Source organism: uncultured Brachyspira sp. (assembly GCF_910578695.1).
GTDB lineage: Bacteria > Spirochaetota > Brachyspiria > Brachyspirales > Brachyspiraceae > Brachyspira.
In genome coordinates, this window is record NZ_CAJTQJ010000036.1 from 1 (window position 1) to 25,975 (window position 25,975).

At 24.9% G+C, this 25,975-nt stretch carries 23 protein-coding genes and 1 tRNA gene; 6 read left to right on the forward strand and 18 right to left on the reverse strand.

Annotated features, from left to right (window positions below; all coding sequences use genetic code 11):
- Nucleotides 1-322: 322 nt before the first annotated feature.
- Nucleotides 323-404 (reverse strand) — tRNA-Leu (locus QZ288_RS09280).
- 135 nt (nucleotides 405-539) lie between these two features.
- On the opposite strand from QZ288_RS09280, the gene QZ288_RS09285 reads away from it, so the two are divergent.
- Nucleotides 540-1,373 (forward strand): histidinol-phosphatase, encoded by an 834-nt coding sequence (locus tag QZ288_RS09285; protein WP_295158086.1) that lies wholly within the window; start codon nucleotides 540-542, stop codon nucleotides 1,371-1,373.
- 150 nt (nucleotides 1,374-1,523) lie between these two features.
- Here QZ288_RS09285 and ftsA read toward each other — a convergent pair whose 3' ends face one another.
- The 6 genes from ftsA to QZ288_RS09315 all read right to left on the reverse strand — a co-directional run bounded on the left by ftsA (nucleotide 1,524) and on the right by QZ288_RS09315 (nucleotide 6,536).
- On the reverse strand, nucleotides 1,524-2,771 hold the full coding sequence (ftsA, locus tag QZ288_RS09290) for a cell division protein FtsA (RefSeq protein WP_295158089.1): 1,248 nt from the start codon (nucleotides 2,769-2,771) through the stop codon (nucleotides 1,524-1,526).
- A gap of 91 nt (nucleotides 2,772-2,862) precedes the next feature.
- Nucleotides 2,863-3,465 carry a DUF3226 domain-containing protein gene (locus tag QZ288_RS09295; protein WP_295158092.1) on the reverse strand — a complete coding sequence of 201 codons (603 nt, stop codon included), beginning with the start codon at nucleotides 3,463-3,465 and terminating at the stop codon, nucleotides 2,863-2,865.
- 2 nt (nucleotides 3,466-3,467) lie between these two features.
- The gene (locus QZ288_RS09300) at nucleotides 3,468-4,481 is read right to left on the reverse strand and encodes an AAA family ATPase (protein ID WP_295158095.1); all 1,014 of its coding nucleotides are present in this window, start codon (nucleotides 4,479-4,481) and stop codon (nucleotides 3,468-3,470) included.
- A 20-nt stretch (nucleotides 4,482-4,501) separates the two neighbouring features.
- A complete protein-coding gene (locus QZ288_RS09305) occupies nucleotides 4,502-4,984 on the reverse strand; it encodes a hypothetical protein (protein ID WP_295158098.1) in 483 nt (160 codons plus the stop codon).
- Nucleotides 4,985-4,987: 3 nt separating this feature from the next.
- On the reverse strand, nucleotides 4,988-5,632 hold the full coding sequence (locus QZ288_RS09310; protein ID WP_295158100.1) for a hypothetical protein: 645 nt from the start codon (nucleotides 5,630-5,632) through the stop codon (nucleotides 4,988-4,990).
- Between the two features lie 172 nt (nucleotides 5,633-5,804).
- Nucleotides 5,805-6,536, reverse strand: coding sequence for a hypothetical protein (locus QZ288_RS09315; RefSeq protein WP_295158103.1), 732 nt, complete (start codon nucleotides 6,534-6,536; stop codon nucleotides 5,805-5,807).
- Between the two features lie 172 nt (nucleotides 6,537-6,708).
- On the opposite strand from QZ288_RS09315, the gene QZ288_RS09320 reads away from it, so the two are divergent.
- Both QZ288_RS09320 and QZ288_RS09325 read left to right on the forward strand, forming a co-directional pair.
- On the forward strand, nucleotides 6,709-7,746 hold the full coding sequence (locus QZ288_RS09320; protein WP_295158106.1) for a mechanosensitive ion channel family protein: 1,038 nt from the start codon (nucleotides 6,709-6,711) through the stop codon (nucleotides 7,744-7,746).
- Nucleotides 7,747-8,010: 264 nt separating this feature from the next.
- Nucleotides 8,011-9,072, forward strand: coding sequence for a thiamine biosynthesis protein (locus QZ288_RS09325; protein ID WP_363322964.1), 1,062 nt, complete (start codon nucleotides 8,011-8,013; stop codon nucleotides 9,070-9,072).
- A gap of 73 nt (nucleotides 9,073-9,145) precedes the next feature.
- On the opposite strand, the gene QZ288_RS09330 is transcribed toward QZ288_RS09325, so the two are convergent.
- The 4 genes from QZ288_RS09330 to ftsZ are packed head-to-tail and all read right to left on the reverse strand — an operon-like array spanning nucleotide 9,146 to nucleotide 14,434.
- Nucleotides 9,146-9,976, reverse strand: a complete 831-nt coding sequence (locus QZ288_RS09330) for an SPOR domain-containing protein (protein WP_295158112.1) — start codon at nucleotides 9,974-9,976, stop codon at nucleotides 9,146-9,148.
- A complete protein-coding gene (gene coaE, locus QZ288_RS09335) occupies nucleotides 9,921-10,547 on the reverse strand; it encodes a dephospho-CoA kinase (protein ID WP_295158114.1) in 627 nt (208 codons plus the stop codon). The genes QZ288_RS09330 and coaE overlap by 56 nt, the downstream gene beginning before the upstream one ends.
- A 15-nt stretch (nucleotides 10,548-10,562) precedes the next feature.
- Entirely contained in the window at nucleotides 10,563-12,491 is a 1,929-nt protein-coding gene (locus QZ288_RS09340; RefSeq protein ID WP_295158117.1) for a hypothetical protein, read from the reverse strand.
- Between the two features lie 14 nt (nucleotides 12,492-12,505).
- Complete coding sequence (gene ftsZ, locus QZ288_RS09345) at nucleotides 12,506-14,434, reverse strand: cell division protein FtsZ (protein WP_295158120.1); 1,929 nt, start codon at nucleotides 14,432-14,434, stop codon at nucleotides 12,506-12,508.
- A 262-nt stretch (nucleotides 14,435-14,696) separates the two neighbouring features.
- On the opposite strand from ftsZ, the gene QZ288_RS09350 reads away from it, so the two are divergent.
- The 3 genes from QZ288_RS09350 (at nucleotide 14,697) to QZ288_RS09360 (ending at nucleotide 18,922) form a co-directional block, all read left to right on the forward strand.
- Complete coding sequence (locus QZ288_RS09350; RefSeq protein WP_295158122.1) at nucleotides 14,697-15,989, forward strand: MiaB/RimO family radical SAM methylthiotransferase; 1,293 nt, start codon at nucleotides 14,697-14,699, stop codon at nucleotides 15,987-15,989.
- A gap of 33 nt (nucleotides 15,990-16,022) precedes the next feature.
- The gene (locus tag QZ288_RS09355) at nucleotides 16,023-17,846 is read left to right on the forward strand and encodes a DUF262 domain-containing HNH endonuclease family protein (protein ID WP_295158124.1); all 1,824 of its coding nucleotides are present in this window, start codon (nucleotides 16,023-16,025) and stop codon (nucleotides 17,844-17,846) included.
- 401 nt (nucleotides 17,847-18,247) lie between these two features.
- Entirely contained in the window at nucleotides 18,248-18,922 is a 675-nt protein-coding gene (locus QZ288_RS09360) for a suppressor of fused domain protein (RefSeq protein ID WP_295158126.1), read from the forward strand.
- On the opposite strand, the gene QZ288_RS09365 is transcribed toward QZ288_RS09360, so the two are convergent.
- The 7 genes from QZ288_RS09365 to QZ288_RS09395 all read right to left on the reverse strand — a co-directional run bounded on the left by QZ288_RS09365 (nucleotide 18,923) and on the right by QZ288_RS09395 (nucleotide 25,524).
- On the reverse strand, nucleotides 18,923-20,464 hold the full coding sequence (locus QZ288_RS09365; RefSeq protein ID WP_295158128.1) for a hypothetical protein: 1,542 nt from the start codon (nucleotides 20,462-20,464) through the stop codon (nucleotides 18,923-18,925).
- 275 nt (nucleotides 20,465-20,739) lie between these two features.
- Nucleotides 20,740-21,324, reverse strand: a complete 585-nt coding sequence (locus QZ288_RS09370) for an ankyrin repeat domain-containing protein (RefSeq protein WP_295158131.1) — start codon at nucleotides 21,322-21,324, stop codon at nucleotides 20,740-20,742.
- Between the two features lie 23 nt (nucleotides 21,325-21,347).
- The gene (locus QZ288_RS09375; RefSeq protein ID WP_295158135.1) at nucleotides 21,348-22,055 is read right to left on the reverse strand and encodes an ABC transporter permease; all 708 of its coding nucleotides are present in this window, start codon (nucleotides 22,053-22,055) and stop codon (nucleotides 21,348-21,350) included.
- Between the two features lie 18 nt (nucleotides 22,056-22,073).
- Nucleotides 22,074-23,084: an ATP-binding cassette domain-containing protein gene (locus QZ288_RS09380; protein ID WP_295158138.1), complete on the reverse strand. Its 1,011-nt coding sequence runs from the start codon at nucleotides 23,082-23,084 to the stop codon at nucleotides 22,074-22,076.
- 370 nt (nucleotides 23,085-23,454) lie between these two features.
- Nucleotides 23,455-24,048, reverse strand: a complete 594-nt coding sequence (gene rdgB / locus QZ288_RS09385) for an RdgB/HAM1 family non-canonical purine NTP pyrophosphatase (RefSeq protein WP_295158141.1) — start codon at nucleotides 24,046-24,048, stop codon at nucleotides 23,455-23,457.
- Nucleotides 24,049-24,214: 166 nt separating this feature from the next.
- Entirely contained in the window at nucleotides 24,215-25,198 is a 984-nt protein-coding gene (locus QZ288_RS09390) for a DUF2157 domain-containing protein (protein WP_295158143.1), read from the reverse strand.
- 5 nt (nucleotides 25,199-25,203) lie between these two features.
- Entirely contained in the window at nucleotides 25,204-25,524 is a 321-nt protein-coding gene (locus QZ288_RS09395) for a hypothetical protein (RefSeq protein ID WP_295158146.1), read from the reverse strand.
- Between the last annotated feature and the right edge of the window lie 451 nt (nucleotides 25,525-25,975).

Consider the following 25,975-nt stretch of genomic DNA (forward strand, 5'->3'; position numbering starts at 1 on the left):
CTTGCTTGCTTGCTTGCTTGCTTGCTTGCTTGCTTGCTTGCTTGCTTGCTTGCTTTTAATGACAAAAAGATATTATAATTGTATAAATAATTTAACATTAAATTAATTATATATTATTTTATTAAAAAAGCAACTATGATATATAGTACATACTAAAGCATTTTCTTATCAGAATTTCTATCATATCTATATCAGTAAATAGAATATTTGAGCAGTCTGCACTTTTAGTAATAGATATATAAAAATGACAATGCTGCTTCAGTCAGCAAAGGCATTATGTTTTTTTAGCTATTTGAAGAATAGTATTATTTTTAAATATATTTGCTCGAGACTGGACTTGAACCAGCACGGTATTACCCGACAGCACCTCAAGCTGTTGTGTCTACCTATTCCACCACCCGAGCTTTATATTAATGCATACAATTGTATATTAAATAATAATTTTGTCAAATAATATTATTAGCATATAAAAATTTAAATCTTTAAAAAATATATTTTTTATTATATATTTATATTATAATTTATCAAAAGGAATAAAAATGAAATATGTATCCAATCTGCATACTCATACAATATACTGCGATGGTAAAAATACAGTAGAAGAAAATATACAATATGCCATAGATAAAAAATTTATAAGTTTAGGTTTTTCAGGGCACTCGCATTTTTATATAGATAATACTTCTATGTCTGAAGAAAATACTATTAAATATTTAGATGATATAAAGAAGGCTAAAGACACTTATAAAAATCAAATACAAATTTATTTAGGAATAGAAGGAGATTATTATTCTAATTTAAATAAAAATACTGATAAAGAAATGGGACTTGACTATAGAATAGGTTCTGTGCATTATATAGATGACGGTAATAATTCATATTTTCCTATAGATATGTCAAGAGAAAGTTTTAATAATGCTGTAAATTATTTTGGAGGTATAAAAGAAATAATTTATAGATATTATGATAATGTTATAAATATGATAGAAACACAAAAGCCCGATATTATAGGGCATCTGGATTTGATTAGAAAATATAATTTGAATAAAGAATATTTTACAGAAAATGAAGATTGGTATATAAATAAAATATATGAAGTTATAGATATCATTGAAAAAAGCGGCTGCATAGTTGAAATAAATACAAAACTTATGAATAAAAATAATCTTGATGCCCATTATCCTAATAAATTTACAATAAAAAAAATATTAGAAAAAAATATACCTATTATAATAAATTCCGATGCACACAAAACTATCAATATGGATAACTATTATACTGAAACTATTAATGAACTAAAGAAACTTGGGGCAGAATCTGTAAAAATGTTAATAGATAATGAGTTTAAAAGCATAGATATAAATAAATTATGATTTTTTATTACTTATTAATATCAATTATGCAGTTTATATATTTAATTTTTTATTTATTATAATAAATATTATCAGTTAATAATCCTTATAAATATTAGATACACTCTATTTATTATTTTATTTAAAAATATTATATTAATAAATATAAAATTATCTAAAAAATTCAGAGAAAGGATTTTTAAAATTAAATTTAAACTTACTTTTTTCAGCCTGTTTTTTATGAGGTATATTTACCTGCGATGCCTCATCTAAACTCATCATAAGTATTCCTATAACAGCCGAATATGCAGGATTATTAGCTATATCTCTAATACCCTCAATCTTATCAGGCACACCGATTCTTGCAGTAATAGGAGCAGCACCTTTAACAGCCGTCTGATATGCCTTAGCAAGCTCTACTAGTCCTGGAAGCAAAGCACCTCCTCCTGTAAATACCATTCCTGCAGAAAGAGAATCAATATATTTCATCTTGCTTAATTCTTTTCCGCATAAACTAAATATCTCTTCAACTCTAGGCTGTATTATTTCAGTTAATACTCTTTTAGGTATAGTACGCATTTGTCCGCTTGCAGTCGGTACTTCTATAATTTCTTTTTCTCCTACCATATCTATAAAGGCAAATCCATGATCCCTTTTTAATTTTTCAGCAGACGGTATAGTTATTCTAAGACCTTCAGCTATATCATTGGTTATATGCTGGCTTCCAACAGGTATAACGGCTGTATGCCAAACTGAACCTTCTAAATATACCATAATAGAAGTAGTAGAATGCCCTATATCAAATACAACTACTCCAAGTTCTTTTTCATCTTCAGTAAGACAAGCCTCAGAACTTCCTCTTATATTAACTATAAAATCTTTTCCAGAAAAACGCATTTTATTCAAAGTTTTTTTTAAATGTTCGCTTACATGTTTAAGCCCTGTTATTATATGCACTTTCGTTTCAAGTCTTGTTCCAGACATTCCTATAGGATTTTTTATTTCATCTTGTCCGTCTAAAGAGTATTCCTGTTCTATAGCTTCTATTATTTCTCTATCAGCAGGTATTAATATATTTTTTGCACTTTCTAATACTCTTTCTATTTCAGCAGGTGTCACTTCTTTATCTTTTGTATTAACTCCTATTACGCCTTTACTGTTTAATCCTTTTATATGATCTCCGCCTATAGAGGCAATTATATCAGGAGCCTGCAGCCCAGCCATATGCTCAGCTTCATTGATAGATTTTTCTATTGCATTAGCAGCAGCATCTATATTGATAATGACGCCTTTTTTGATGCCTTCGCTTTCGCTTTCGCCTATGCCTATAACATCTAATTTATCATTATTAACACGGGCTATGACAGTTTTTATTGATGCACTTCCTACATCTAATCCTGCTAAAATTGGCTCTTTCAAGTTAAACTCCTAAATAATAATATTATGTTAATATTTTCGGTAAAAATAAAAGTATGATTAATGATTATTTTTTTTGCTGTTTTTGATTTTTTTATATAAAAAAATTATTAAGAAAACTTTTTAATTCATTTAAATATATATTTTCTATATCCCATATATCTTTATCCATATAATTTCTATTTTCTTCTTTGATATCATCTTTATTATATTTTTTTATAGCTTCTAAATAAGCAAAAACTTTAGATTTATAAATTGGTATTTTTATATTATCCAAAGAAGATATGCAGTTCGCATATTCATCAAAACATTTAATTATTTCTTTTCTTACAGCTATATTTATAAGTATAGTCTCCAAACATCCTGTATCTTTATTGTTTGGAAGCAAAAATATATTTTCATCTTTTATATTAAATTTTTTTAATCTTTTTTTTATATTATATTTACTTTTATTAAAATCTTTATCTGCATCAAATATAATTATTATATCATTATTATCATCTACATTAGTTTCTATTATGTTTATATTATTTTGATTAAAATCTTTTCCTCCATTAGATAGAATATTTATATCATAAGAGGTGCTATTATCATTTTCTTTTTTTATTGAAATATTTTTGTAATGAAAAGTTATATAATCTTTCAAAAATTTTTTATCTGCTTTACCTTCTGCAAGTATTAAAATTTTTTTATCCATAATTAATACCTTATATCAGCATCATTTTTTAATAATTCTTCTATCCCTAAAATATCATAATTGTATGCTTTGAAGCCTTTATTTTTTGTATTTACTATATTTATTATATTTACTTCATCTTTAATATCATAAAATTCTTTATTATCATTAATTATATAATAAATAAATTTTAATACTTCATAACTATGAGTAGTAAAAAACATTTGTATATTATTATCTTTGCTTAATCTAAATATAGTTTTCAGCAAATGTATTATAGATTTGTGATGAAGTCCGTTTTCAATTTCATCAGCTAAAATAGTATTAAAATTATCTGAAATTATAGAGGCAATTATATGTAAATATTTTATTACACCATCTCCAATAAGGTTAATATTTACTAATTCATTTATATTTTCTATATTCATATAAATTGAATTATTAAGAACATTAATATCTTTTATTTTACTGTCAAAAAAAGAAATCATTTCTGTCAATTTATCATTTTTTTTATTTTTTATGATTTTAGTTATATTATGCATTAAGTCTTTATATTGTAATACACTAGGTATATATATCCCCTTTATATTGCTGTTTATTTTTAAAATATCTTTTTCTATTGAACTTATATTTTTATAAGAATATTCATACTTTTTTTTAATTTTTTTATTAATATTATTAAAAATAAGATTATATTCCAAACCAGATATATTATTATTATATTCTAAAATAGGCTTTATATTTAATTTATAATTTAAATTATTTTTTATTTTATATTCAAATTTTATATTATTTTTATAATCAAAATTGCGGAATATATTTGTTAGTGTAAGTTCATTATTATCATTTTTTGTTCTTAAATTATTTATATAATAAGGCATTGAGAAATCTGTTATTGCTGACATCAACATTATAGCTTCAAGTACGCTTGTTTTTCCGCAATTATTTTTTCCTACAAAAAAATTTATATTTTTTATATTATTTATTTCTAATTTATCAAATACTCTAAAATTTTCTATGGATATTTGTTTTATCATTAAATAAACCTATTTCGCTATTATAAAATAACCCATTTATCATTCTCATAAGACATTACAAAGGTTTGTCTTGATTTTGATGTTGTATCTTCCACTCTGTCATATATCAATGAATCAGCATCTATATATGCTTTTCTGCCGTCTAATTTTATATTATAAACTTTTTCTATTTTAGCTTCAAATTCAAAATCTAATGAAGGATCGCTTTGTACATACTCATCAGCATTTTTTATATTCCTGCTTTTTTTTAAAATTTCTTTATAGTTTGAAGAATAAAATTTCTCATAAGCTATACGAACACTATCCTGATTATAAGGCATAGAGTAAAATTCTTCTAAAGATGATAATGCTGATTTTTTTAATTTTTCTTCATCATATTCTTTAACTTCAGTACTTTCATCAGCTAAAATAATTTCTATCCTTTTTACATTATCTGCATTATTTTTGCTGCATGATATAAAAGACGATATAATAAAAGATATTAATAATATATATTTAAACATTAATTAAAGTCCTTCTAATATAGATTTTCTAGTATTTTGAGGAGGGGCTTCCTCTTTTTCTCTTATTCTAGTTTGGGAAGTAGTAGTAACATTATTCATATCTATATATTTTACAATGCTAGGTCTTTCTAATATTATTCTTGTATCGCCATTCTGCCATGCTACAGTATTAGCATTTAAAAAAGAGCCTTTAGTATATTTAGCATTTAGAGAGGAAAGCAATTCTAGAAAATCAACCTGATTAGGCTGAAAATGTATAGTTATAGAATATAGGGCATTATCTTTAAATATAAAATATCCGCTTTTATAAAATTTATTTTCTTCTAAAGCAAGAAATGTTGCACTCTCTTCAGCATTCAAATCAACAGTACCTGTCATATACTGTTTAGGAAGCGTCATAGTATTATCGCTTAATATTGCATTTATTGTATCTTCTCTTGTAGCACCCAATGTAATATTTTTAAACCCTGTTATAGGAATATTTATTACAGCAGGTTTTCTTCCCATTACAGCATCATTGGTTATATATTCATTATTATCATTTTGATTATTTGCACCTGTCTGGTTATTATTAGCATCATTTGTGGCATATTGAGGAAATAAATAATATCCAAATAAAAACATAAAAATAAATATATATTCTTTCATTCTTTTATTCCTAATTCTTATTAAAAAAGATAAATAAAATCTTACTATATAGTTTCGGATATATTTTTATTTTCAAACAGCAAAAATTATTTATTATTTCAGCTATAAAATAAGCTGATAACCAACAAAATAAATCAGTTATCAGCCTTATTTTACAGATTTAAATTATTTTTTAATTAGTTTCTGTTAAAGTACCTGTGATTTTTATTATATTATTTTCAAAAACAGCTTGTAAATCGCCTTTCCAATAAGGAATACCCTCTTTAGCTTTATCTACAATTAAAACAGCCGCATCAAAATCAGTATCATTTGTAACAGCAGTTTCGCTTCTTTTGAAGTTTTCAGTACCTGCACCTATTTGGAAAATACCATTAGCATCTGATTTCATTTCATACAAATAAGGATCAACAGTTTTTCCGCCTGCATGTGCAAATCTTACAGTTATAACTCCGTCATCTCCTTTTGTAATGCCTGTTCCTGTAATTTTAGGACCTGTAGTACCATCAACAGTTCTTTGAGCAATACCAGAACCAGACATACCGTCATCTATATATCTAGCAGCATTAGCAGTACCGAATAATAAGAACTGCCCCATACTTACTTCCATTTTATTATTAAATACATTATTATCTACTGCCCTGTACTTATTCAATAAATCGGGTGTTCTAGCAGGTGTAGAAGCACCTGTAGCGGCATCTATTTTACCGTCTATATCTCCATAAGTACCTGTAACTTTTAAATAAGAATTACTGCTTATAACATTATTATCTGCTTCGCCTATTATAGCCTGAAAATCAATAGTTAATGTTCCGGCAGCTGTATCAGTTTTAGTTTCTGTTTTTTGACCGCCGCAGGCAATGACAAATAAAACAGAAATGATAGAAAGAATAACAATCTTTTTCATAATTAAGCCTCTTTATATTTTTAATATTTTAATTATATTAATATATAATTTACTTTATGTAAAGGATATTTTTATTTTTTTGGAAATAAATATTTTGAAAATATATTTAAAAAAAACTTATTTTATAATAAAATATATGCTGTACAATTTATTATAAAAAATAGGAGAATATATGAAATACCTTAAAGAGACAGTATTTTGGAATAATACATTATTTCAATATTTAGTAGCCGCAGGAGTATTCATAATAAGTTTTATTTCTATAAGTTTAGTATTAATGTTTTTATTAAAAATTTTATCAAAATTAAATACTAAATTTCAAAATAATTTTATTGCAGATTTAGTAAAGAGTATTAAAAAAAGAACAAAGCCTATTATATTTATAATTTCATTGTCAATAGCTATAATAGGGCTTACTCTTCCAAAAGAAATAAGCATTCATTTTGGAAAAATAGTTATAGTATTTGTAATAGTGTTTGTTACAATATTTATATGCGATGTAATAACTAATTTTGCAAACAATTATTTATCAAGTAAAAAAGATGTTGTTATATCCGACGGCATAATTACTATAATAAAAGCTTTGGTATGGATAATAAGTTTTTTAACTATACTTTCAAATTTGGGTGTTAATGTTAATACTTTTATAACAGGGCTTGGAATAGGAGGCGTAGCAGTTGCTTTTGCTGCTCAAAGTATAATAGCCGATTTATTCAATTATTTTGTTATAGTATTTGATAAGCCTTTTTTGAAAGGCGATTTTATTCAAATAGGCGATGATAAAGGAGTAGTTGAATATATAGGAGTAAAATCTACCCGTATAAGAAGAAACACTGGAGAACAGCTTTTGATATCAAACACTAATTTACTTTCTGCTAGAATACAAAATTACAGAGTTTTAGAAAAAAGAAGAAGAGCTATGATAATAGGAGTTGAATATTCTACTCCTTTAGAGAAATTAAAACTTATACCAAGTACTATACAGACAATTATAGAAAATACTGATTATACAGAATTTTCTACTGCAAGATTTGTAGAGTTTGCTGATTCTTCTCTTAATTTTGAAGTTATATACTATATCAATATAGCAGATTATAAAGAGTTTGTAAAAGTCGTTGAAGAGATTAATTATAAAATAGTAGATGAGTTTAATAAATTAGGTATTAACTTTGCATTCCCTTCAAGAACTTTATATATTAACAAAGAATAATTAAAAAAATAATTAACTTTAATAAATATAATATAGATTTATAAAGTTATGCAAAAATTAAAAGCTTAAGAATTAAATATACAGAAAAATTATAGAAATAAAAATCGTAAAGAGAGAAATTTTTTTTATATATTTATAATACATTAAAAGAAATTTTAAAAAACATAATATTTTTAATATAAATTCCTATAACTAAAAAACATTGACAAAATGAAATCATTTTAGTATATTATAAAAATTAACATATAAATAAAAAAGGACTATTTGATGAGCAAAAAAGCAAAAGCTATATTACTATTATCAGGCGGATTAGACAGCACGCTTGTAGGTGCTATATTAAAAAGAGAAAATATTGATGTACTTGCTTTAAGATTTATTACAGGGTTAGAATATTCTGTTATAAAAGAAGAATTAATGGATATATACAATGATGATCCTGCTAAAAAGGCAGCGGATTTTCTTAATATACCGATAAGATTTGTTTCACTAAAAGATGTTTATTTAGATATGTTTTTAAATCCTAAATACGGATACGGAAGTGCTGTTAATCCATGCTTGGATTGTCATATATTAATGCTTAAAACTGCCAAAAAAATAATGGAAGATGAAGGCTTTGATTTTATAGCAACAGGAGAAGTTAAAGGACAAAGACCTATGAGTCAGAAATCTCAGGATTTGATAAATGCTATAAAAGAAAGCGGACTTGAAGGAAAACTATTAAGACCATTATCAGCAAAATTACTTCCTATCACTGAAGCAGAAGAAAAAGGTTTAATAAATAGAGAAAATCTTTATAGCATATACGGAAGAAGCAGAAATGTTCAGATGAAATTAGCGGAAGAATTTGAAATAACTGACTATCCTATTCCAGCAGGTGCAGGCTGTTCTATAGTCGATAAAGGATATGCAAGAAGATATAATGATCTAATCTCTAATAATGGAAAAGAAATATTAAATATAGAATTAATGCAGTATTTAGCTATAGGCAGACATATAAGAATGAATAAAAATGTTAAGCTTTTACTTGGAAGAAATGAAAAAGAAAATAACGCTTTGGAGAAAAGATTAAGAAAAAACTGCATAGTGTTAAAACCTAATTATAATAGAGGACCTTTAGGATATTTAGAAATATATGATGATAATGCAGAAAATATTGATAAGGATATAATTTATAAATCTGCTATGATAATCGGATATTTTTCAAAAGAAGAAAAAGAAACTTTATATATAACAGCATCATATTATAATGATAAAGAATATAAAAGCGAAATAATAGAAATAAATAATAGAGAATCTAAAAATACTGAGTTTAAACAGATAGTTTAATAATCATTTAAAATAACAATGCCCTTCTAAATAATTTAAAAGGGCATCATTATAACTTTTAGGATATTTTTATTTAACTTGATTTCTTATCGGAATAAATATAACTATCTTTATAGGCTGGTATCTTTTTTATTTCGCTTAAAGCTTTTTGAGCTTCTTCACGGGTTTCATATCTTCCTATTTTTAATTTATACATCATTTTTCCGTCAGACATAGCTTCTTCTTTTATAAATGCCTTTGGAAATTTAGTTTTTATACTATCTCTTGCTGAATAAGTATTATCCTTATCATAACCAACTGCCACTTGTATAAAATATATAGAATCAGCTGAAGAACTTCTAGTATAAGGAACTCTTGTAGAACCGCCTATATTATTTGCAGGAGACGGCTTTATAGGCTCTATACTAGCCATTTGCTGAGGCGGGGTATATGTTGTATTAGGAGTTAGCCCTGCCGTATCTTTTTCTTTTATATTTTTATTTATAGCATCTAATTCAGAAGCTAAATTCTGAGTATACTCATTATATCTGTCTGCAGAAGTATTGCCTTCTCTTATAATGCTGTTATTATTAACTGCATCATATTCGCTTAATGCCGTAAAATCACCATTAGGCATATCTACAGAACTTCTTTCTGTTATCATATTTTCAGTGTCCTGAGCATTTCTCATTAAAGCAGAAATAGAATCATCTGAATTATTACTAATCTGAACAGGCTTTGAACCGCCCAAATGAAAACCTATTACAAATACAAATAAAATTAAAGCAGCACTGCTTAAAGCAAATACTAATAATCTTATAGGTGTAAAATTAACTATATAAAGAGTTTTTCTTTTGCCAAAATTACTATTAATAGAAGAGCCTTTTTCTTCCGTGTTTTGGTTTTGATTTTGATTTAGCTCCATAATGCCTTCCTAATTTTTTTGAGATTATAATTAGATTATTATAATCTTTCATATTGTTTATTAAAATATCGGCATTGAATTTATTATTTTTAACATCTCTTTGCATTTTTAATCGTTTTCTAGCCTCTGGTTCTGAAATCTTTCTAGTTTTTTTCATTCTCTTTATAATATCAGATGTTTTAGCATTAACATATATTAAACTATTGCACATAAAACGAATTTTACTCCTCATAATAAGTGCTGCTTCTATAACAACATCTTTATCTGAAAAGTCTATTAATTCTTTTACTTTATTTTCTATATAAGGATAATTTATCTTTTCTAATCTCTTTAATTTTTTATAATTATTAAATACTACAGCACCCAATTTTTTTCTGTCTATATTGTTATTCTCATCTAATATATCCGATGAAAATTCTTTTACTATATTTTCTTTATTATTAATCAAAGCCTCATGCCCTATCAAATCGGCATCAATATATAAAGCATTCATTTCTTTTGCAAGCATTTTAGAAAATGAACTTTTCCCAGAACATATAAGTCCGTATACTCCTATGATGTTTTTTTCCATAATTGTACTGCTTCTTTAATTAATAATATTATTAGTATTTTGGGCAGAAGAATTAGTTATATAAGGCATTACTATTTGATTTAAATTTACTTTATTCAAAAGCCTTCCGTCTATAAGTTTTGCCAAAGAAACATTTTCATCTGCTGTTATAATTTTAAGCATACCTATAGCACTATTATATCCTCTTGAAGGTAAATCTGTTCTAGCTGAGCTTGTATTATAAATAAGAAGATTCATATTATTTGTAATGCCCTGCAGTCTTCCTGCATTTATATATATATCATCATTATGAATTTTTATAACCTTTGAATAAAAAGGAATAGTATTATTTATAATCCTTCCAGCCATAACGGCAGCACCCATTATTTTTTCTCTTCCTCTAGTCATAACAGTAAAATTAGTAACAACCATTTCATTTTTAACATCAACCAAATCAAGCATTATAGTAAATGTATCATTATTTTGAAAAACAGAGCCTTTTAAATAGTAATCAACATTTCTATTATTTAATTCTCTGTATAAATCTCTATTATCATAATAATTAGTATACATATCCAATACTTTAAATCTTCCGAACTGAGGCAGCACATACGATAATGTCTGATATAATGAAGTATTCAAAAACATAGGACTGTCTTTTTGAGCTGTAATAGTATCGGCTATAGCAACTGTAAATCCGGGAGTTTCAATATTATACTGTTCTATACCCCATGATTTTGATATTATATTTTTATCTAATTTTCTTTTATAGCTGTCATATTTATATATGATAGCTTTCTCTTCAGGATTAACATTTCTAGCTATTTCTAATTCCTCTAAAGACTTTTCTTCAAGCCCCATTCTTCTATAAACATCTGAAAGCATAAGTCTTGCAAAGGTATTTGCAGGATTCAGTCTTAACATATGTTTTAAATAAGCCTGAGACCTAATATTATCAGCAAGCCTTGTATAGTATGAAGCTAAATTTCCATAATATAAAGCAGCCCTGTCCCTCTCATAATCAGGAGTAGGATTTGTATGAAGAAGTACCCTCTCGTATGCAAGTCTTCCAAGCTCATCTTCAGGCTTTGTTCTCAAATAATTAATATATGAATTTTTTGCCCTTATATAATTTTCAGCACCCTCATAAACATTTCCTATATAATAATATTTAGCATTATTTTGAAAACCTGCATTAGGCATATAATCTAATATTGAAATAGCATCATCATATCTATTTAAAGATATAAATATATTTGCTTTCAATATCTTAGCATCATTATAATTTGTATAATAAAACAAAGAATTATTTACTTCATTTAAGGCAGAATTATACTGTTTATTCAAATAATAATAATTAGCTAAATGATAATAAGACTCAGCTAGTCTCGGATTATTAGCAATATTTTCATCAAATAAATTTAAAGCAGCTTCATTGCTTCCATTAGCAAGATATAAATAAGCCAAAGCAACAGTAGCTTCAGGTCTTACTCTATCTATAACTCTAGCTCTTTCATATAAACTCATAGCCGTTTTATAATATCCAGCCCTTTCGCTAAGTATACCTTCAGCATAATTTGCTAAATAATTTTTACTATCCAATCTTTTTATAGTATTAACTGTAGTTCTAGCCTCTGAATTTCTATTGTTTATAAGTTCTATGATTAATTTTCTTTCTATTAATCTATAATTTCTTGAATGATAACGCTCTGCATCAGCTATTAAAGTTTCTGCCATATTGAAATTATTAAGCTTTATATAATTATCTATTAATAGAAGATAATTATCCAAATCACTAGGCTTCACATTAATAGCTTCTAATACCCTTATAGAATCTTCATAATTTCTCTCATTATATAATTTCAAAGCATTTTCTGCTGTATTTTGAGAAAAAGCAGAAAAACTATATATAAAAAAAATTAAAAGACTTAATGATAATATTCTTTGAAAAATATTTTTCTTCATATTAAAAAAACACCTTATCTTATAGTATTTCTCGCTTGTATCTGCCGTCTTAAGAAAGCTGGTTTCTCCAAATCATTATCAACAGCAGCAGTTTCTCCAAATATAGACATTTTAGAACCCATTTTATTATGCTTATCCATATAATCATCTGATACTATATCAAATGGTTTTTTGGTATAATCAGTATGAGGATTATTATGTTTTTCCTCATCATCAAAACGCATATCTTCTTTTATCCTATCTGATGTTATCCTATCTGATGTTTTTACATTATTAACAGAATCTGTTTTATTATTGATTATAGTTCTATTAAATCTTTCTGATATATTATCATTATTTTCATCTATATTAGAAAATCTATTCACTTTACTTATTAAAGGTTTCTTAAGGCTTCTTATATTATTTTCAAATCTATTACTGTTTTCTTCTTCTGCCGTATATTTTAAATTTTCATCATAGTATGTTTTTTTTTCTTTATCAATTTCTTTAATTTCATTTATTTCTTTAAATTCTTTAATATTATCAGTTTCTTTTACTTTATTATTATTTATTTTATTTTCTTCTGTTTTATTTAACCCTTCTATTTTATTTAACTCTTCTGTTTTATTTAATTCTTCTTCAAAATATTTAGAAGTTTCAAGTTCAACTTCCTTCTTATGTTCAGGCTCTTTAATCATAGTATTAATATTATCTATTTCGCTTATATTTTCAGTTTTATTATTGGATAATATTTTACTATCAGTAATAATTTTTTCATTAACTTCAACTTTATTGTCTGCTTTATTTTCTAATCTGCTATTATCAGTATCTGAATCATTGATATTATTATCATTTATAATTTTGCTGTCATTAGAGGCATTAGAATTACTTATGAATATATTATTGGCATGAGAATCTGCATCTTTATCTTCATTATCATTTTTTGTATTGGCATCAAAACCTGTAGCAACTATTGTAACTATTATTTCATCTTTAAGTTCATCTTTAGGACAAACTCCTATTTTTATATTGGCATTTTCATTGGCATAATTATTAATAGTTTTGCTTGCCTCTCTGTACTCTTTCATTGCAAAATCTTTAGGACAAACTATATTAGCAAGTATTCCTCTTGCATTTTTTATACTTGAAACATCTAAAAGAGGGTTTTCAAATGCATTAGTAATAGCTTTTTGAAGTCTGTCATCTCCCTTACCTACTCCTATGCCTAAATGTGCCCTTCCATTAGACAGAGATATCATAGTTTTAACATCTGCAAAATCAACATTGATAAATCCTGTCTGAGTAATTATATCAGATATTCCCTGTACTCCCTGACGAAGTATATCATCTACAACAGATAAAGCCTGTTCATAGCTGTAATTATCCATATCAACCATATCATATAGATTTTCATTAGGTATTATTATAAGGGAATCTACCACTGTAAGCATTTTATCTATTCCAGATTCAGCTCTGTTCATTTTTAATTTACCCTCATAATCAAAAGGTTTAGTAACAACACCTATAGTCAAAGCACCTGCTTTTTTGGCAGCTTCAGCAACTACAGGACTTGCACCTGTTCCAGTACCTCCTCCGAAACTGCTTGCAATAAATACTAAATTAGCTCCGCTTACTATCTCTTCTATTTTAGCAATATCTTCTCTGGCAGCCTCAGCACCTTTTTCAGGATCTGTGCCGGCACCCAAGCCTTGAGTTATTCTGTCTCCCAAAACTATTCTGACAGGGGCATTAGAACGGGATAATGCCTGAGAATCTGTATTCATAGCAATAAATTCTACATTTTCCAAACCTTCTTCTATCATTCTATTTACAGCATTGCATCCTCCATTACCAACTCCGATTACTTTTATTACTGTATCTAATGATGAAGAATTATTATTAAATATCATTTTTTCATTCCCTTTAATATTATCTGCCAATTCTATACGATAGTTAGGATTCATTGCAAAATCTCCCTTATCTATTATAATATAAGTATAGCTATTATAATATAAACATATTTCAATAAACATAATTATATTAACATAATTGTCAAATTCTGCAAGTAGCAAAAATAAAAAAATATGTTATCATATTAATCGGATTTTTTTATACTTTAATAACAAAAAATATTATGTTAATTGTTTTTATTGTATTATTTTATTTTAAGTGTATACTGATAGATAATCAATTTTATTACTATAGAAATATAAAAAGAGTACATTTATGAATATACATATCCATACTTTCGGATGCAGATTAAATCAATATGAAAGCGAAAAAATATCTTATGAATTAAAAAATATGGGAGCTAATATCACTGAATTAGATAATGCAGAAGCTATAGCCATAAATACATGCACCGTTACTAATGACAGCGATAAAAAGCTAATGGCATATTTAGAAAAACTAAAAGATTTACAAAATAAAAAAGTATTTCTAATAGGATGTTATGTTTCAAAAAAATATAAAAATTCTTCTATAGACGAAAATTCTTCTATTATAAATAAAGATTCTTCTATTATAAATAATAATATAATATTAATTCCGAATGAAAAAAAAGAAGAGGCATCTGAAATAATATTCAATGCTATGCATAATGATTCAAGCAAAAAAATAGATAATCCTATATTCTTTCCTCAGGAGCAAAGCAGAGCTTACTTAAAAATACAAGACGGATGTGATGTTTTTTGTACTTACTGCATAGTTTCAAGAGTAAGAGGAAGTCATAGAAGCGTTGAACCTTCAAAAATATATGATGCTGTAAAAATAGCCAATGACTTTAATTATAAAGAGATTGTACTCACAGGACTTAATTTAGGTTCATACAATTACAATAATGAAATAGACTTCACAAAAATACTTCAGAATATATTAGAACATTCTTCTAAATACGGTATTAGGATAAGACTTTCATCAGTGGAGCCTATATATTTCAATGACGGATTAATAAACTTATTTAAAAATGATGATGTACTATGTCCTCATGCACATATACCTCTTCAATCCGGAAGCGATAAAATATTAAAACTTATGAACAGAAGATATGAAAGAAAAGATTATTTAAATATAATAGAAAAACTATATAAAACTAATTCCAACATATCAGTAAGCAGCGATGTAATGGCGGGCTTTCCTTATGAAAATAATGAGGACTTTAATGACACTTATGATATATGCGAAAAATCAAAGTTCATAAAGATTCATATATTCAGATATTCTAACAGAGAAAATACTCCCTCATCAAAAATGGATGGTCAAGTCGGATACAGAACTAAATTAAAAAGATCTAAAATATTAAATGATTTAAATAGCAAATTAAAAAACTCATATTACAAGAATGCTGAAAATAGAGATTTAAAAATAATAATAGAAAAAGATTTGAAGGACAATAATTATATTGGAACAAGTGCTGAATATTTAAAATGCAAACTTAATAGTAAAAATACTCTAAACAAAAAAGAGCTTGTATCAGCAAAAGCATTGAAATATGAAAAAGGAATTATGATTTGCGGGTAATATTTAATAAATAACATATTAAGGGTAGCAATTATGAATAAAATAGAAGGAAGACCAAAAACACTAAAAGAATTACTACAAAATACAAAATATACTATTCATTATTATCAACGTGAATATATGTGGCAGGAAAAACATATAGAAGAATTAATAGAAGATATTACATCAGAATTTTTAGAACATTATATAGATGGAGATAATCGTCAAAATGTAGCAAATTATGGCGGATATTTTATGGGTTCTATAGTTTTATCTGGAAGAGAAAATGCTATAATTGACGGACAACAGCGTCTATCATCTTTAACGTTACTTTTAATTTATCTTAATAACAAATTAAAAGAAATAGATAAAACTCATGACAGCATTCCTTTTATGATATTTTCTCAATCTTTTGGAGTGGAATCGTTTAATTTAAATATAGATGAAAGAAAGGAATGTATGAATGCTATTTTTAATAATAAAGAATTTGATATAAACAATTCTAATGAATCAGTAAAAAATTTATATAAACGTTATCAATATATAAAAGAAATATTTCCCCAAGATGATATTACAGAAAAAAACATACTTCATTTCTGTGATTGGATTATAGAAAAACTTTTTTTTATTGAAATTGCAGCTTCTACAGAACAAGATGCCCATAAAATATTTATAAGTATGAATGATAGAGGACTAAATTTAACTTCTACAGAAATGATTAAAGGGTATATACTTTCTAAAATAAAAGCTGATAATGAAAGAGAAGAACTTAATGTTAAGTGGAAAGAAAAAATACTAAGTTTAAAAGAAAATGATAATAAAGAAGATGAAGCATTTATAAAAATATGGTTAAGATCTCAATATGCTGATACTATTCGTCAAGGTAAATTGGGTGCTGAAAATAAAGATTTTGAAATTATAGGAGGAGGATTTCATAAATGGGTTCGTGATGAAAAAGAAAAATTAGGATTAAAAACATCTGAAGATTATAAAGACTTTATTGAAAAATTCTTGTATTTCGCTGATATATATAAAATGATAAAAAATTATGAATATATATATGATAAAGAATATAAATATATATTTTATAATTATAAGCTTGATTTTACTTTTCAAATGCAATTATTGCTTGCTTCTATATCATATAAAGACAGTAAGGAAATTATATCTCAAAAAATAAAATTAGTTTCTAGATTTATAGAATTTTATATCCTATCAAGAACACTGAATTACCGTAGGGTTACATATAATACAATCAAATATACTATATTTAATATAACAAAAAGCATAAGAAAATCTAATTCTAATATAAATGAATTAAAAAACACTTTAAAAAGGGAATATGAAACTTTAAAATTTGATGTTTCTAATACATTAAATTCTTTATATTTAAATAATTTTAATAAAAAATATATCAAACATTTATTATCACATATAATTTCATTCATAGAAGAAGAGACATTACAACCTTCAAATTATGTTAATTATATGAATAATGAAACCAAAAATCCTTATGAAATAGAACATATAATTGCTAATCATTTTAATTGGTTTATATCAGAATTTAATGATGAAAAAGATTTTGAATATTATAGAAATAAAATTGGTTCATTACTATTGTTACCTAAAAGCATTAATGCTAGCTTAAGTGATAGTAAGTATGAAGAAAAAGTCATAAAATATTCACAAGAAAATATATATGCTTCATCCCTAAATGAAATAAGTTACAAAAATAATCCTCAATTTAAAAAATTTCAAGATAAATATAAAATTAATTTTGAACCTTATTCAAAATTTGGAAAAATAGAAATAAAAAAACGTACACAATTATTAATAAAATTATTTAATGTAATATGGAATGAAAATATGTTTGCATAATTTTTTATAAAAACTATAGTAGTATAATATATAAAATCCAAATAACCCTATTGGCTGCTTTATATTTTCAAATGCTAATATTTAAATACAATTTGTGTAAAAATATTGTAAATTACATATTTATTTTTTGTATAAAATATTTTGCATTAAAACTTTGTTAAGGCTTAAAATAGAAGCTATAAAAACAAACTAATTATTAATTAAAAATAGCTGCAATATTTTTATATTCTTACTTTATATTATAAAAATATTTAAAGTCAATAAAGTTGTCAAAAAAATAAAAAAGTTGTCATTTTTATAAAAGTTAATTGTCTTAAAATATATCAATAGTTGTCATATATATCACTAGTTGAAAAAATAACTTTTTTTGTTATAATTAAAAAATATACAAGGAATCAAATATGAGCGATGATTTAGATTATTTAGAAGATTTAAATAATGATGAAGAAATAAACACTTCGGGTTTTGATGCTATAACTGAAACTTTTAGAAAAATTTATCCTAGTGAGTTAGATTTAGATTTTGGAACTATAATATCATATAGGCTTGGCGGAAAAGATCCTCTTGACAGAATAAGAATATACAGGGGAAACGGATATTATCATTTTGTAACTTACGGATTCAGCGAGCTTTATGAAAAAGAATCAGATGATAAAGAGTACAGCGGATTCGGTTTTGAAATTACTTTCAAATTAAAAATGAATGAAAAACAAATGAATAATACAATAGATGATGATGCAAAAGATCCTGAAATAAAAAATGCTGTAGGATTTTTACAGCAGTTAGCAAGATATGTATTTGAAAGCGGAGCAATTTTAAATCCTTATGAATATATATGGACTAAGCAAAAAGAAGGAATTGATGCTAAACAAAAATCAAAAATAACAGGATTTATTACATTGCCAGATGAGGCAGGAGAAATTAATACTCCAAACGGAAAAGTTCTTTTTGTTGAGCTTTTAGGTGCGGCAGATGAAGAACTTAATGCAATATATAGTAAAAAAATCACAGTAGAAGAATTGGCTAAAAAAATAGGAACTGATATAACAGATTATAATAGAGAGCCTCTTATATAATTATTTTTTATAGCCTAGTTTTTCAGATTCATTTAGATAATACTTGCTTTTTTCTGTATATTCTTTCATTTTCTCGGCAGTAATAGTTTTGAGTTTGGAATATTCATCATAAACTAATGATAAATAATAATAGCTCTCTGCTAAAACAGAATTTGATTTATTATTTTTTATAGATTTCAAAAAACTATATTCAGCCTCTTTCAAATCTTTCATTTGCTTTTCTAATTTATATCTATACAGAGATGCTACAGCACTATTATTTAGAAGGTAAAAATTATTTTTTTCTATATTAAATCCATTTCTAATATCTTTTTCAGCATTATTTAAACTCTCTATATCATTACAAATTTGATAATCCATTAAATATAACCAGCCTCTATTTATATAAATAGACAAATTATTATTATCTATATTTACAGCCTTATTATAATTGTCTAAAGACATATTAAAATATTTCTTATTATGAGTATTTTTATATTTTTCATTATAAAGATCTGAATATATAAGTAATGTACTCAAATCATATTCATTATGATAAAGAGCCGCTCTATTGTAATCATTTAATGCCAAATCAAAATAATTTTCATCTGAAGTATAATGATATTTTTTAGCATAAAGAACTGATCTGTTTTTTAAAGTATCGATAGGGCTTTCTTCATTAAAACTATCAATAATTTTATTATAATCTTTTAAAGCAGCTTCAAAATATTTGTTGTCTGATGTTTCTTCATATTTTTTATTGAAAAGTAATGCTCTGCTTTTTAATACCGCAGTATTATCATCATTAAAACTCAATATTTTAGTATATATATTAATAGCATTATCATAATTTCCATTTTCAGCCTCTTTTAAAGCCGTAATAGATAATTCATTAATATCCAAATTTTCATCATTTTTATTTTTTTTAACAATATTCCAATATACATTATCTGCATTTTTATTATATTTATAATAATTATTTTGTAAAACCAATTTATCTCCGTCATAATTTGTATTTATAATTTTATTATCATCATTCAAATCTAAAGATATTTTTTCATTTTTATGCATTTCATTATTATTATCTTTATTATCATTATCAAATAATTCAATATCATCTATATTTTCATCAGAAAAAGAATTATTCTTTCTAAATAAAAATAAAGAAGCAATAAGAGTAAATATTGTACCAGCAAATAAGATTGTTATAGTTCTAGTATCTATATCTAATAATCCGCTATTATTTATAAATGAATTAAAATTATTTATATGAGGAGCTATATATTCATCATATTTTACTTCCATTAAATAATCTAAATTTTTCTTTGTATTATTTCTATTTAAAATATCATTTTTATTACTTAATTGAGTATTAGTCTGAATATCATTTTTATTATATGAATAGTTTTTTGAATATGTATTTGAATTATATAAAATTAAGCATATTCCAGCAATTAATAAAATTAAGAATATTATTATTAACATAATACTATTTGAAGATGATTTTTCTATTTCAGTTTCATAATTATCATTAGTTTTTATAAAATTATGCTCTTCTTCCATACAAAAATACCGATATTAATAGATTATTTATCGGATTGAATTTTATAAAAACAAAGAAATATGATAACTAGATTTTATTTTCTAAATACTATTAAAAATGTCAAAATATAAAAAATTATATAATTTTATTTGTATATATCAGTATATTGATTACACTTTTATTTAGTATTTTATTATAAAAGATTTAAATATATTTAATCAAAGCATATATTGAAACTGCAATATTTACTTTTTATTTAATACAGGATAAGGATAATCGTTTTTATTATTTAAATTTAAATAATGTTTTTAGAAATATTTTTTAAATAATCTGCCGCCTCTTTCTGCTCTTTACGAACGGCAAACTCTAAAGCCCTTTCTCCGTCTTTATTTTTATGTTCTATGTCAGCCCCATTTTCTATTAATATTTTCATTGCTTCTATATCATTAATACCGGCAGCAAACATTAAAGGAGTTACAAGCTTACAATTTTTAGCATTAACATCGGCGCCTGCTTCTATTAATGCCTTTATTATATCAAGTTCTTTAGTAAGAGAGGCATAAAGCAAAGCTGAAAATAAAGGCTTATCTCTCAAATTTACATCAGCCCCAGAATCTATTAAATATTTTGCTATTTTTTCCTGCTTTTCAGCACAGGCAAACATCAAAGCAGTTATTCCTGTTCTGCTTCTTGCATTCATATCTGCACCTTCTTCTACTAAAAGTTTGGCTATATCGAAATACCCTTTTTTGGCACAAATCATAAGCAATGTAAATTTAGTATTTTCATCTCTTGCATCGGCTAAAGTATTATCTGCTTGCAAAATTTTTTTTACATTTTCAATATCATTATTTTTTACATATTCAGCTATATCAGGCATTTTTAAAACCTTTATTTAAATTATTACTGCCATTTATAAGATTCTACAAACATAGTAGATATTGATATACATGCAACAGCCCAAATTAAGAAAAATATAACATTCTGTATATCTATCATACCCTTTGTAAAATCAGAGAAATATGTTGTTATTGAAATAGCATTTAATATTTTACTTGCCCCTGTAAACATCTCGCTAAGCCAATTTATAATATATGCAAATATACCCATAGATACCCCCAAAATAGCAGCTACTAATTGACTTTTGGATATACTTGTTGCAATAAGTCCAAGCCCTAGTATAGCAGTACCTAAAAGAAATAACCCCAAATATCCGCTGAATATCACACCTATATCAGGCTTTCCAAATACCATAAGAAGTATGGGATAAACAAAAGTCATAACAAGCAATGAAACATATACAACTAATACTGATAAATATTTTCCCAAAACATACTGCAATGAAGTAATAGGAGCTGTCATTATAAGTTCAAAAGTACCTGAGGCTCTCTCTTCAGCTATAAGTTTCATAGATAATATTGAAAGAAATAATATCGTAAAAAAACCAATATTATACATAGTATTTTCCATAACAGCTAATCTGCTATAGTAAATTTCTATTGTAAAAAAATATCCTGTTAAAGCCAAATATATAAACCCCAATATATAATATAACGGCGATACATAAAAGGATTGAATTTCTCTTGAAAATACAACATATATATTTCTCATTTTATATTAACCTCTCAATCAATTAGTAATTTCTTCTTCTTTTTCATATTCATATGCAGATGAATTTCTGATATATTTAGATTTATCGAAATCTTCATTTTTCTTTTTATCAGTAAAATAAATAAACACCTCTTCCAATGATCTTTCTTTAGATTTAATTTCTAAAACATCAAAATTATTATTAACTAAATGCCTGACTATCTGAGCCCTTGAATCATTTCCCCTTTCGCATTCTATAAGAATATCTCCGTAAGAATTTGCTTCAGCTTGTATAACTCCATTAACCTCTCTAATACATAAAAGTGCATCATTATATCTGTCAGCTACTTTGAGTTCAATATTTCCTCCAAGTATTTCTTTATCCATAGACATTTTTAATCCTTCTATAGTGTCTTCAGCTATCAATTCTCCGCTGTCTATAATTAAAGCCCTTTCGCATGTATCTTCAACTTCGCTTAATATATGAGTTGATAATATAACTGTTCTAGTTCCTCCTAAACTTTTTATTAAAGATCTTACCTCTATAAGCTGATTAGGATCAAGTCCGCTTGTAGGTTCATCTAATATTAAAACTTCAGGGTCATGTATTATTGCCTGTGCTATTCCTGTACGCTGTTTATAACCTTTTGATAAATGCCCTATTATTCTATTTCTATATTTTGTAAGTCCCGTTATTTCTATTGTGTTTTCTAATGCAGTTTTTATATGCTTACTAGATATTCCTTTAAGTTTTGCACAAAATCTAAGATAATCTATAACCGTCATTTCTGTATATAAAGAAACATTTTCAGGCATATATCCTATTCTTTTTTTGATTTCTATAGGATTATCATAAACCTCATAGTCATCTAAATAAACATATCCGCTGGTAGCAGGCAAATAACCTGTAATTATACGCATCATAGTACTTTTTCCGGCACCATTAGGTCCTAAAAAACCAACTATTTCACCTTTGTTTATAGTATATGATACGCCTTTAAGTGCCAAATGCTCGCCATAATATTTAACTATATTATCAACTTTTATCATCAATAATCCTTTTAAATTTATTATAAATAAAAATTTATATTTACAGATGTATATATTCGTTAATTATTATATTATCGCAAACTAATAATTTTTTATTACTGAAAAATTATTATTTATTATTATTGCTAATAAAAATTGTTATTTATTATTATTGCCGCTACTGCCGCCTTTGGCGTCGCTTTAACTACATCAATAATAAATTATTGATGTGCTTCGGCTAGCTTTTTTTAAATTATTTTTATTTAAAATTATTTTATTTTTAATTATCTCTGCCATTCTGAGAATATTAGACATTATTTAGCTTTCTGCTATTATATATTTAAAAATAAATACTTTTTATAGAAAATATAGTTTTAATATTGTATTAAAACTATATATGATAAATATTATCTAAAATATGCTTAATTTTATTCATAGCCAAAGCTCTATGACTTATGGAATTTTTTTCTTCAAGATTCATTTCTGCATAAGTTATATCATATCCGTCAGGCTGAAATATAGGGTCATATCCGAAGCCTTTAAAACCTATTGGATTTTCTATTATTTTCCCATTAACTCTGCCTTCAACTGCTATATAATAATTATCATCTAATACGCATACCGCAGAAGTTATAAAATATGCTGTTCTGTCATCTTTATCTTTTAACTCATCTAAAAGCATTTGCATTTTTTCTTTATATCCTAAATTCTCTCCTCCGTATCTTGCTGAATATATACCAGGTTTTCCATTAAGAGCATTAATACAAAGCCCTGAATCATCTGCTAAAGAAGGTATTTTAGTATAATTATATACAGCTTTTGCTTTTATAAATGAGTTTTCTATAAATGTATTTCCATTTTCTATAATTTTTCCTATATCCGAAGGTATAGGGAGTATTTCTTTTATAGTGCCGCATTTAAGTATATTTTCTATTTCTTTTATTTTATCTTTGTTGGCACTAGCTATTATTAATTTTTCAAGCATATAAATATCCTTATTTTATACTATATTTATAAAGTTCTGTTTGTAACATAGTATCGAATAACATATAATAACATATATTCTTATAAATGACTATATGATTTTATTTATAAAAGAATTATCAAATAAAAATATTAAATTTAATAATATAAAAGTATTATGATAATATTTATCTATATTTTATAATGCGTTCTATTATTACACCGATAAGTATTGTTGATAATCCCAATATAAGAAAAAATATCCAAGTGTTCATCTTTAAATAAAAATATTCAAAGTATCTTATATAGATATTTAAAATTATAAAAAATATTGAATATTTAACTATTAAAGAAATTTTAAGCTTACATCCTATAATAAGAGTTATAATATTTGATAATAAAAATAATATACTGTATATCATAAGTTCATTTGAATGGGGCTTTAATATTATAATTTTATTAGAATTTCCTAATACAGACATTATTGCAAGTATTATATTCATATATAATAAACCTATTGTATAGTAAATAATTGAAAACTTAAAATATTTTTCTTCTAATTTTCTATTAATATCAGTTATTCCTATTAAAAATATAAATATGCTTGTTATTATAAATCTTATATAATTATTAAGCCTTAAATCTATTGATGATATATCAAAGCCTTCAAAACCATACCAAGTAATTAATCCTATAATAGCCATTGACAGTACTGCATAGTTTTTCTTTATATATGCTATTATAAAAAAGAGTATTATACTTATAAGAGATAAAAGAATAAAATTATCTTTATTATGAGTAATTATATAAGAAATAGTAAATATATCAGCTGATAAAAATATAGAAGATAATGCTGTTATCGCTGAAGAGGTTTTAGGTAAATATATATACTTTATTTTTAAAATTTCATCTATTATAAATCCTGATAAAAAAAGTGCTGTAAATAAAAATGCTATGAAGTAAATAGAGAAAATATAAAAACTTATAAAAGATATAAAAGCAATGGACACCATTATAATGCCTGATATCATTATAGATCTTATAATTATATGCCAATCTATATAATCATCTTTATACTTTTTTGATAATATTTCTAATTGCTCATTAGTTATTATATTATCTTTATTCCATTTTTTTAGTTCTTTTAATATAAATTTATTTCTGCTTCCCATAATGCTTAATAATTTTTAAATATTTCATTTTTTATAAATTTCATATTATCTAATGTATATTTAGTATAATCTCTATCATCATATTTCATTGTTCTTAATGTTCTGATGTATTTAATAAAATTTATAAAAGTATTCATCAAATTAGCAGGAATAATATTTTCAATATCATTTTTTATATTATCATTAAAATCTCCGCTGTTTTCAGATATTATGAGGCTGCATAAATCTTCTTTATATTTAAAAAAATTATCCAAATCATTATTTTCCAAATATGATATAAGTTCATTTAATTTATCAGTTATTAATTTTATATTTTTATTACTCATTGGTATGTCTGTATTAATTATTATATATAATTTAATATTATAATAAAATAATTGCAATAGAGTAGTATAATTTAAAATTTTTATTATTACTAATTTAAGAATATAAGTCTGTTTTTATAAATGCAGACACTAATAATTTTTATAATATAAGTTATCAGTTAATCGTTATCGCTTTTAAATTTAATAAAATTATTAACATATAGTTTTATCAGCAATATATTATTTTATCTTAATGGGGCTTTAGATATTATTATTTTTCTAATAGTATTTTACTTAGATATTGTGCAGCTGACTGTATATCTGAAAATATAATTTCTTTCATCTAATTTTTATTAAATAATTCATTATTATCTATAATATAATCTTTTTATTTTTAGAGCCTTTTTATACCTTCTAAAAATCTATATTTATAAATATTTTTTACATAAAACTATAATTTATATCATAATTA

Bases quoted from the DNA above. Each gene is read 5' to 3' on its own strand.
- QZ288_RS09285 (WP_295158086.1), top strand. From the start codon at position 540: ATGAAATATGTATCCAATCTGCATACTCATACAATATACTGCGATGGT.
- QZ288_RS09295 (WP_295158092.1), bottom strand. From the start codon at position 3,465: ATGGATAAAAAAATTTTAATACTTGCAGAAGGTAAAGCAGATAAAAAA.
- QZ288_RS09300 (WP_295158095.1), bottom strand. From the start codon at position 4,481: ATGATAAAACAAATATCCATAGAAAATTTTAGAGTATTTGATAAATTA.
- QZ288_RS09305 (WP_295158098.1), bottom strand. From the start codon at position 4,984: ATGTTTAAATATATATTATTAATATCTTTTATTATATCGTCTTTTATA.
- QZ288_RS09310 (WP_295158100.1), bottom strand. From the start codon at position 5,632: ATGAAAGAATATATATTTATTTTTATGTTTTTATTTGGATATTATTTA.
- QZ288_RS09315 (WP_295158103.1), bottom strand. From the start codon at position 6,536: ATGAAAAAGATTGTTATTCTTTCTATCATTTCTGTTTTATTTGTCATT.
- QZ288_RS09320 (WP_295158106.1), top strand. From the start codon at position 6,709: ATGAAATACCTTAAAGAGACAGTATTTTGGAATAATACATTATTTCAA.
- QZ288_RS09330 (WP_295158112.1), bottom strand. From the start codon at position 9,976: ATGGAGCTAAATCAAAATCAAAACCAAAACACGGAAGAAAAAGGCTCT.
- coaE (WP_295158114.1), bottom strand. From the start codon at position 10,547: ATGGAAAAAAACATCATAGGAGTATACGGACTTATATGTTCTGGGAAA.
- QZ288_RS09340 (WP_295158117.1), bottom strand. From the start codon at position 12,491: ATGAAGAAAAATATTTTTCAAAGAATATTATCATTAAGTCTTTTAATT.
- ftsZ (WP_295158120.1), bottom strand. From the start codon at position 14,434: ATGAATCCTAACTATCGTATAGAATTGGCAGATAATATTAAAGGGAAT.
- QZ288_RS09350 (WP_295158122.1), top strand. From the start codon at position 14,697: ATGAATATACATATCCATACTTTCGGATGCAGATTAAATCAATATGAA.
- QZ288_RS09355 (WP_295158124.1), top strand. From the start codon at position 16,023: ATGAATAAAATAGAAGGAAGACCAAAAACACTAAAAGAATTACTACAA.
- QZ288_RS09360 (WP_295158126.1), top strand. From the start codon at position 18,248: ATGAGCGATGATTTAGATTATTTAGAAGATTTAAATAATGATGAAGAA.
- QZ288_RS09365 (WP_295158128.1), bottom strand. From the start codon at position 20,464: ATGGAAGAAGAGCATAATTTTATAAAAACTAATGATAATTATGAAACT.
- QZ288_RS09370 (WP_295158131.1), bottom strand. From the start codon at position 21,324: ATGCCTGATATAGCTGAATATGTAAAAAATAATGATATTGAAAATGTA.
- QZ288_RS09375 (WP_295158135.1), bottom strand. From the start codon at position 22,055: ATGAGAAATATATATGTTGTATTTTCAAGAGAAATTCAATCCTTTTAT.
- QZ288_RS09380 (WP_295158138.1), bottom strand. From the start codon at position 23,084: ATGATAAAAGTTGATAATATAGTTAAATATTATGGCGAGCATTTGGCA.
- rdgB (WP_295158141.1), bottom strand. From the start codon at position 24,048: ATGCTTGAAAAATTAATAATAGCTAGTGCCAACAAAGATAAAATAAAA.
- QZ288_RS09390 (WP_295158143.1), bottom strand. From the start codon at position 25,198: ATGGGAAGCAGAAATAAATTTATATTAAAAGAACTAAAAAAATGGAAT.
- QZ288_RS09395 (WP_295158146.1), bottom strand. From the start codon at position 25,524: ATGAGTAATAAAAATATAAAATTAATAACTGATAAATTAAATGAACTT.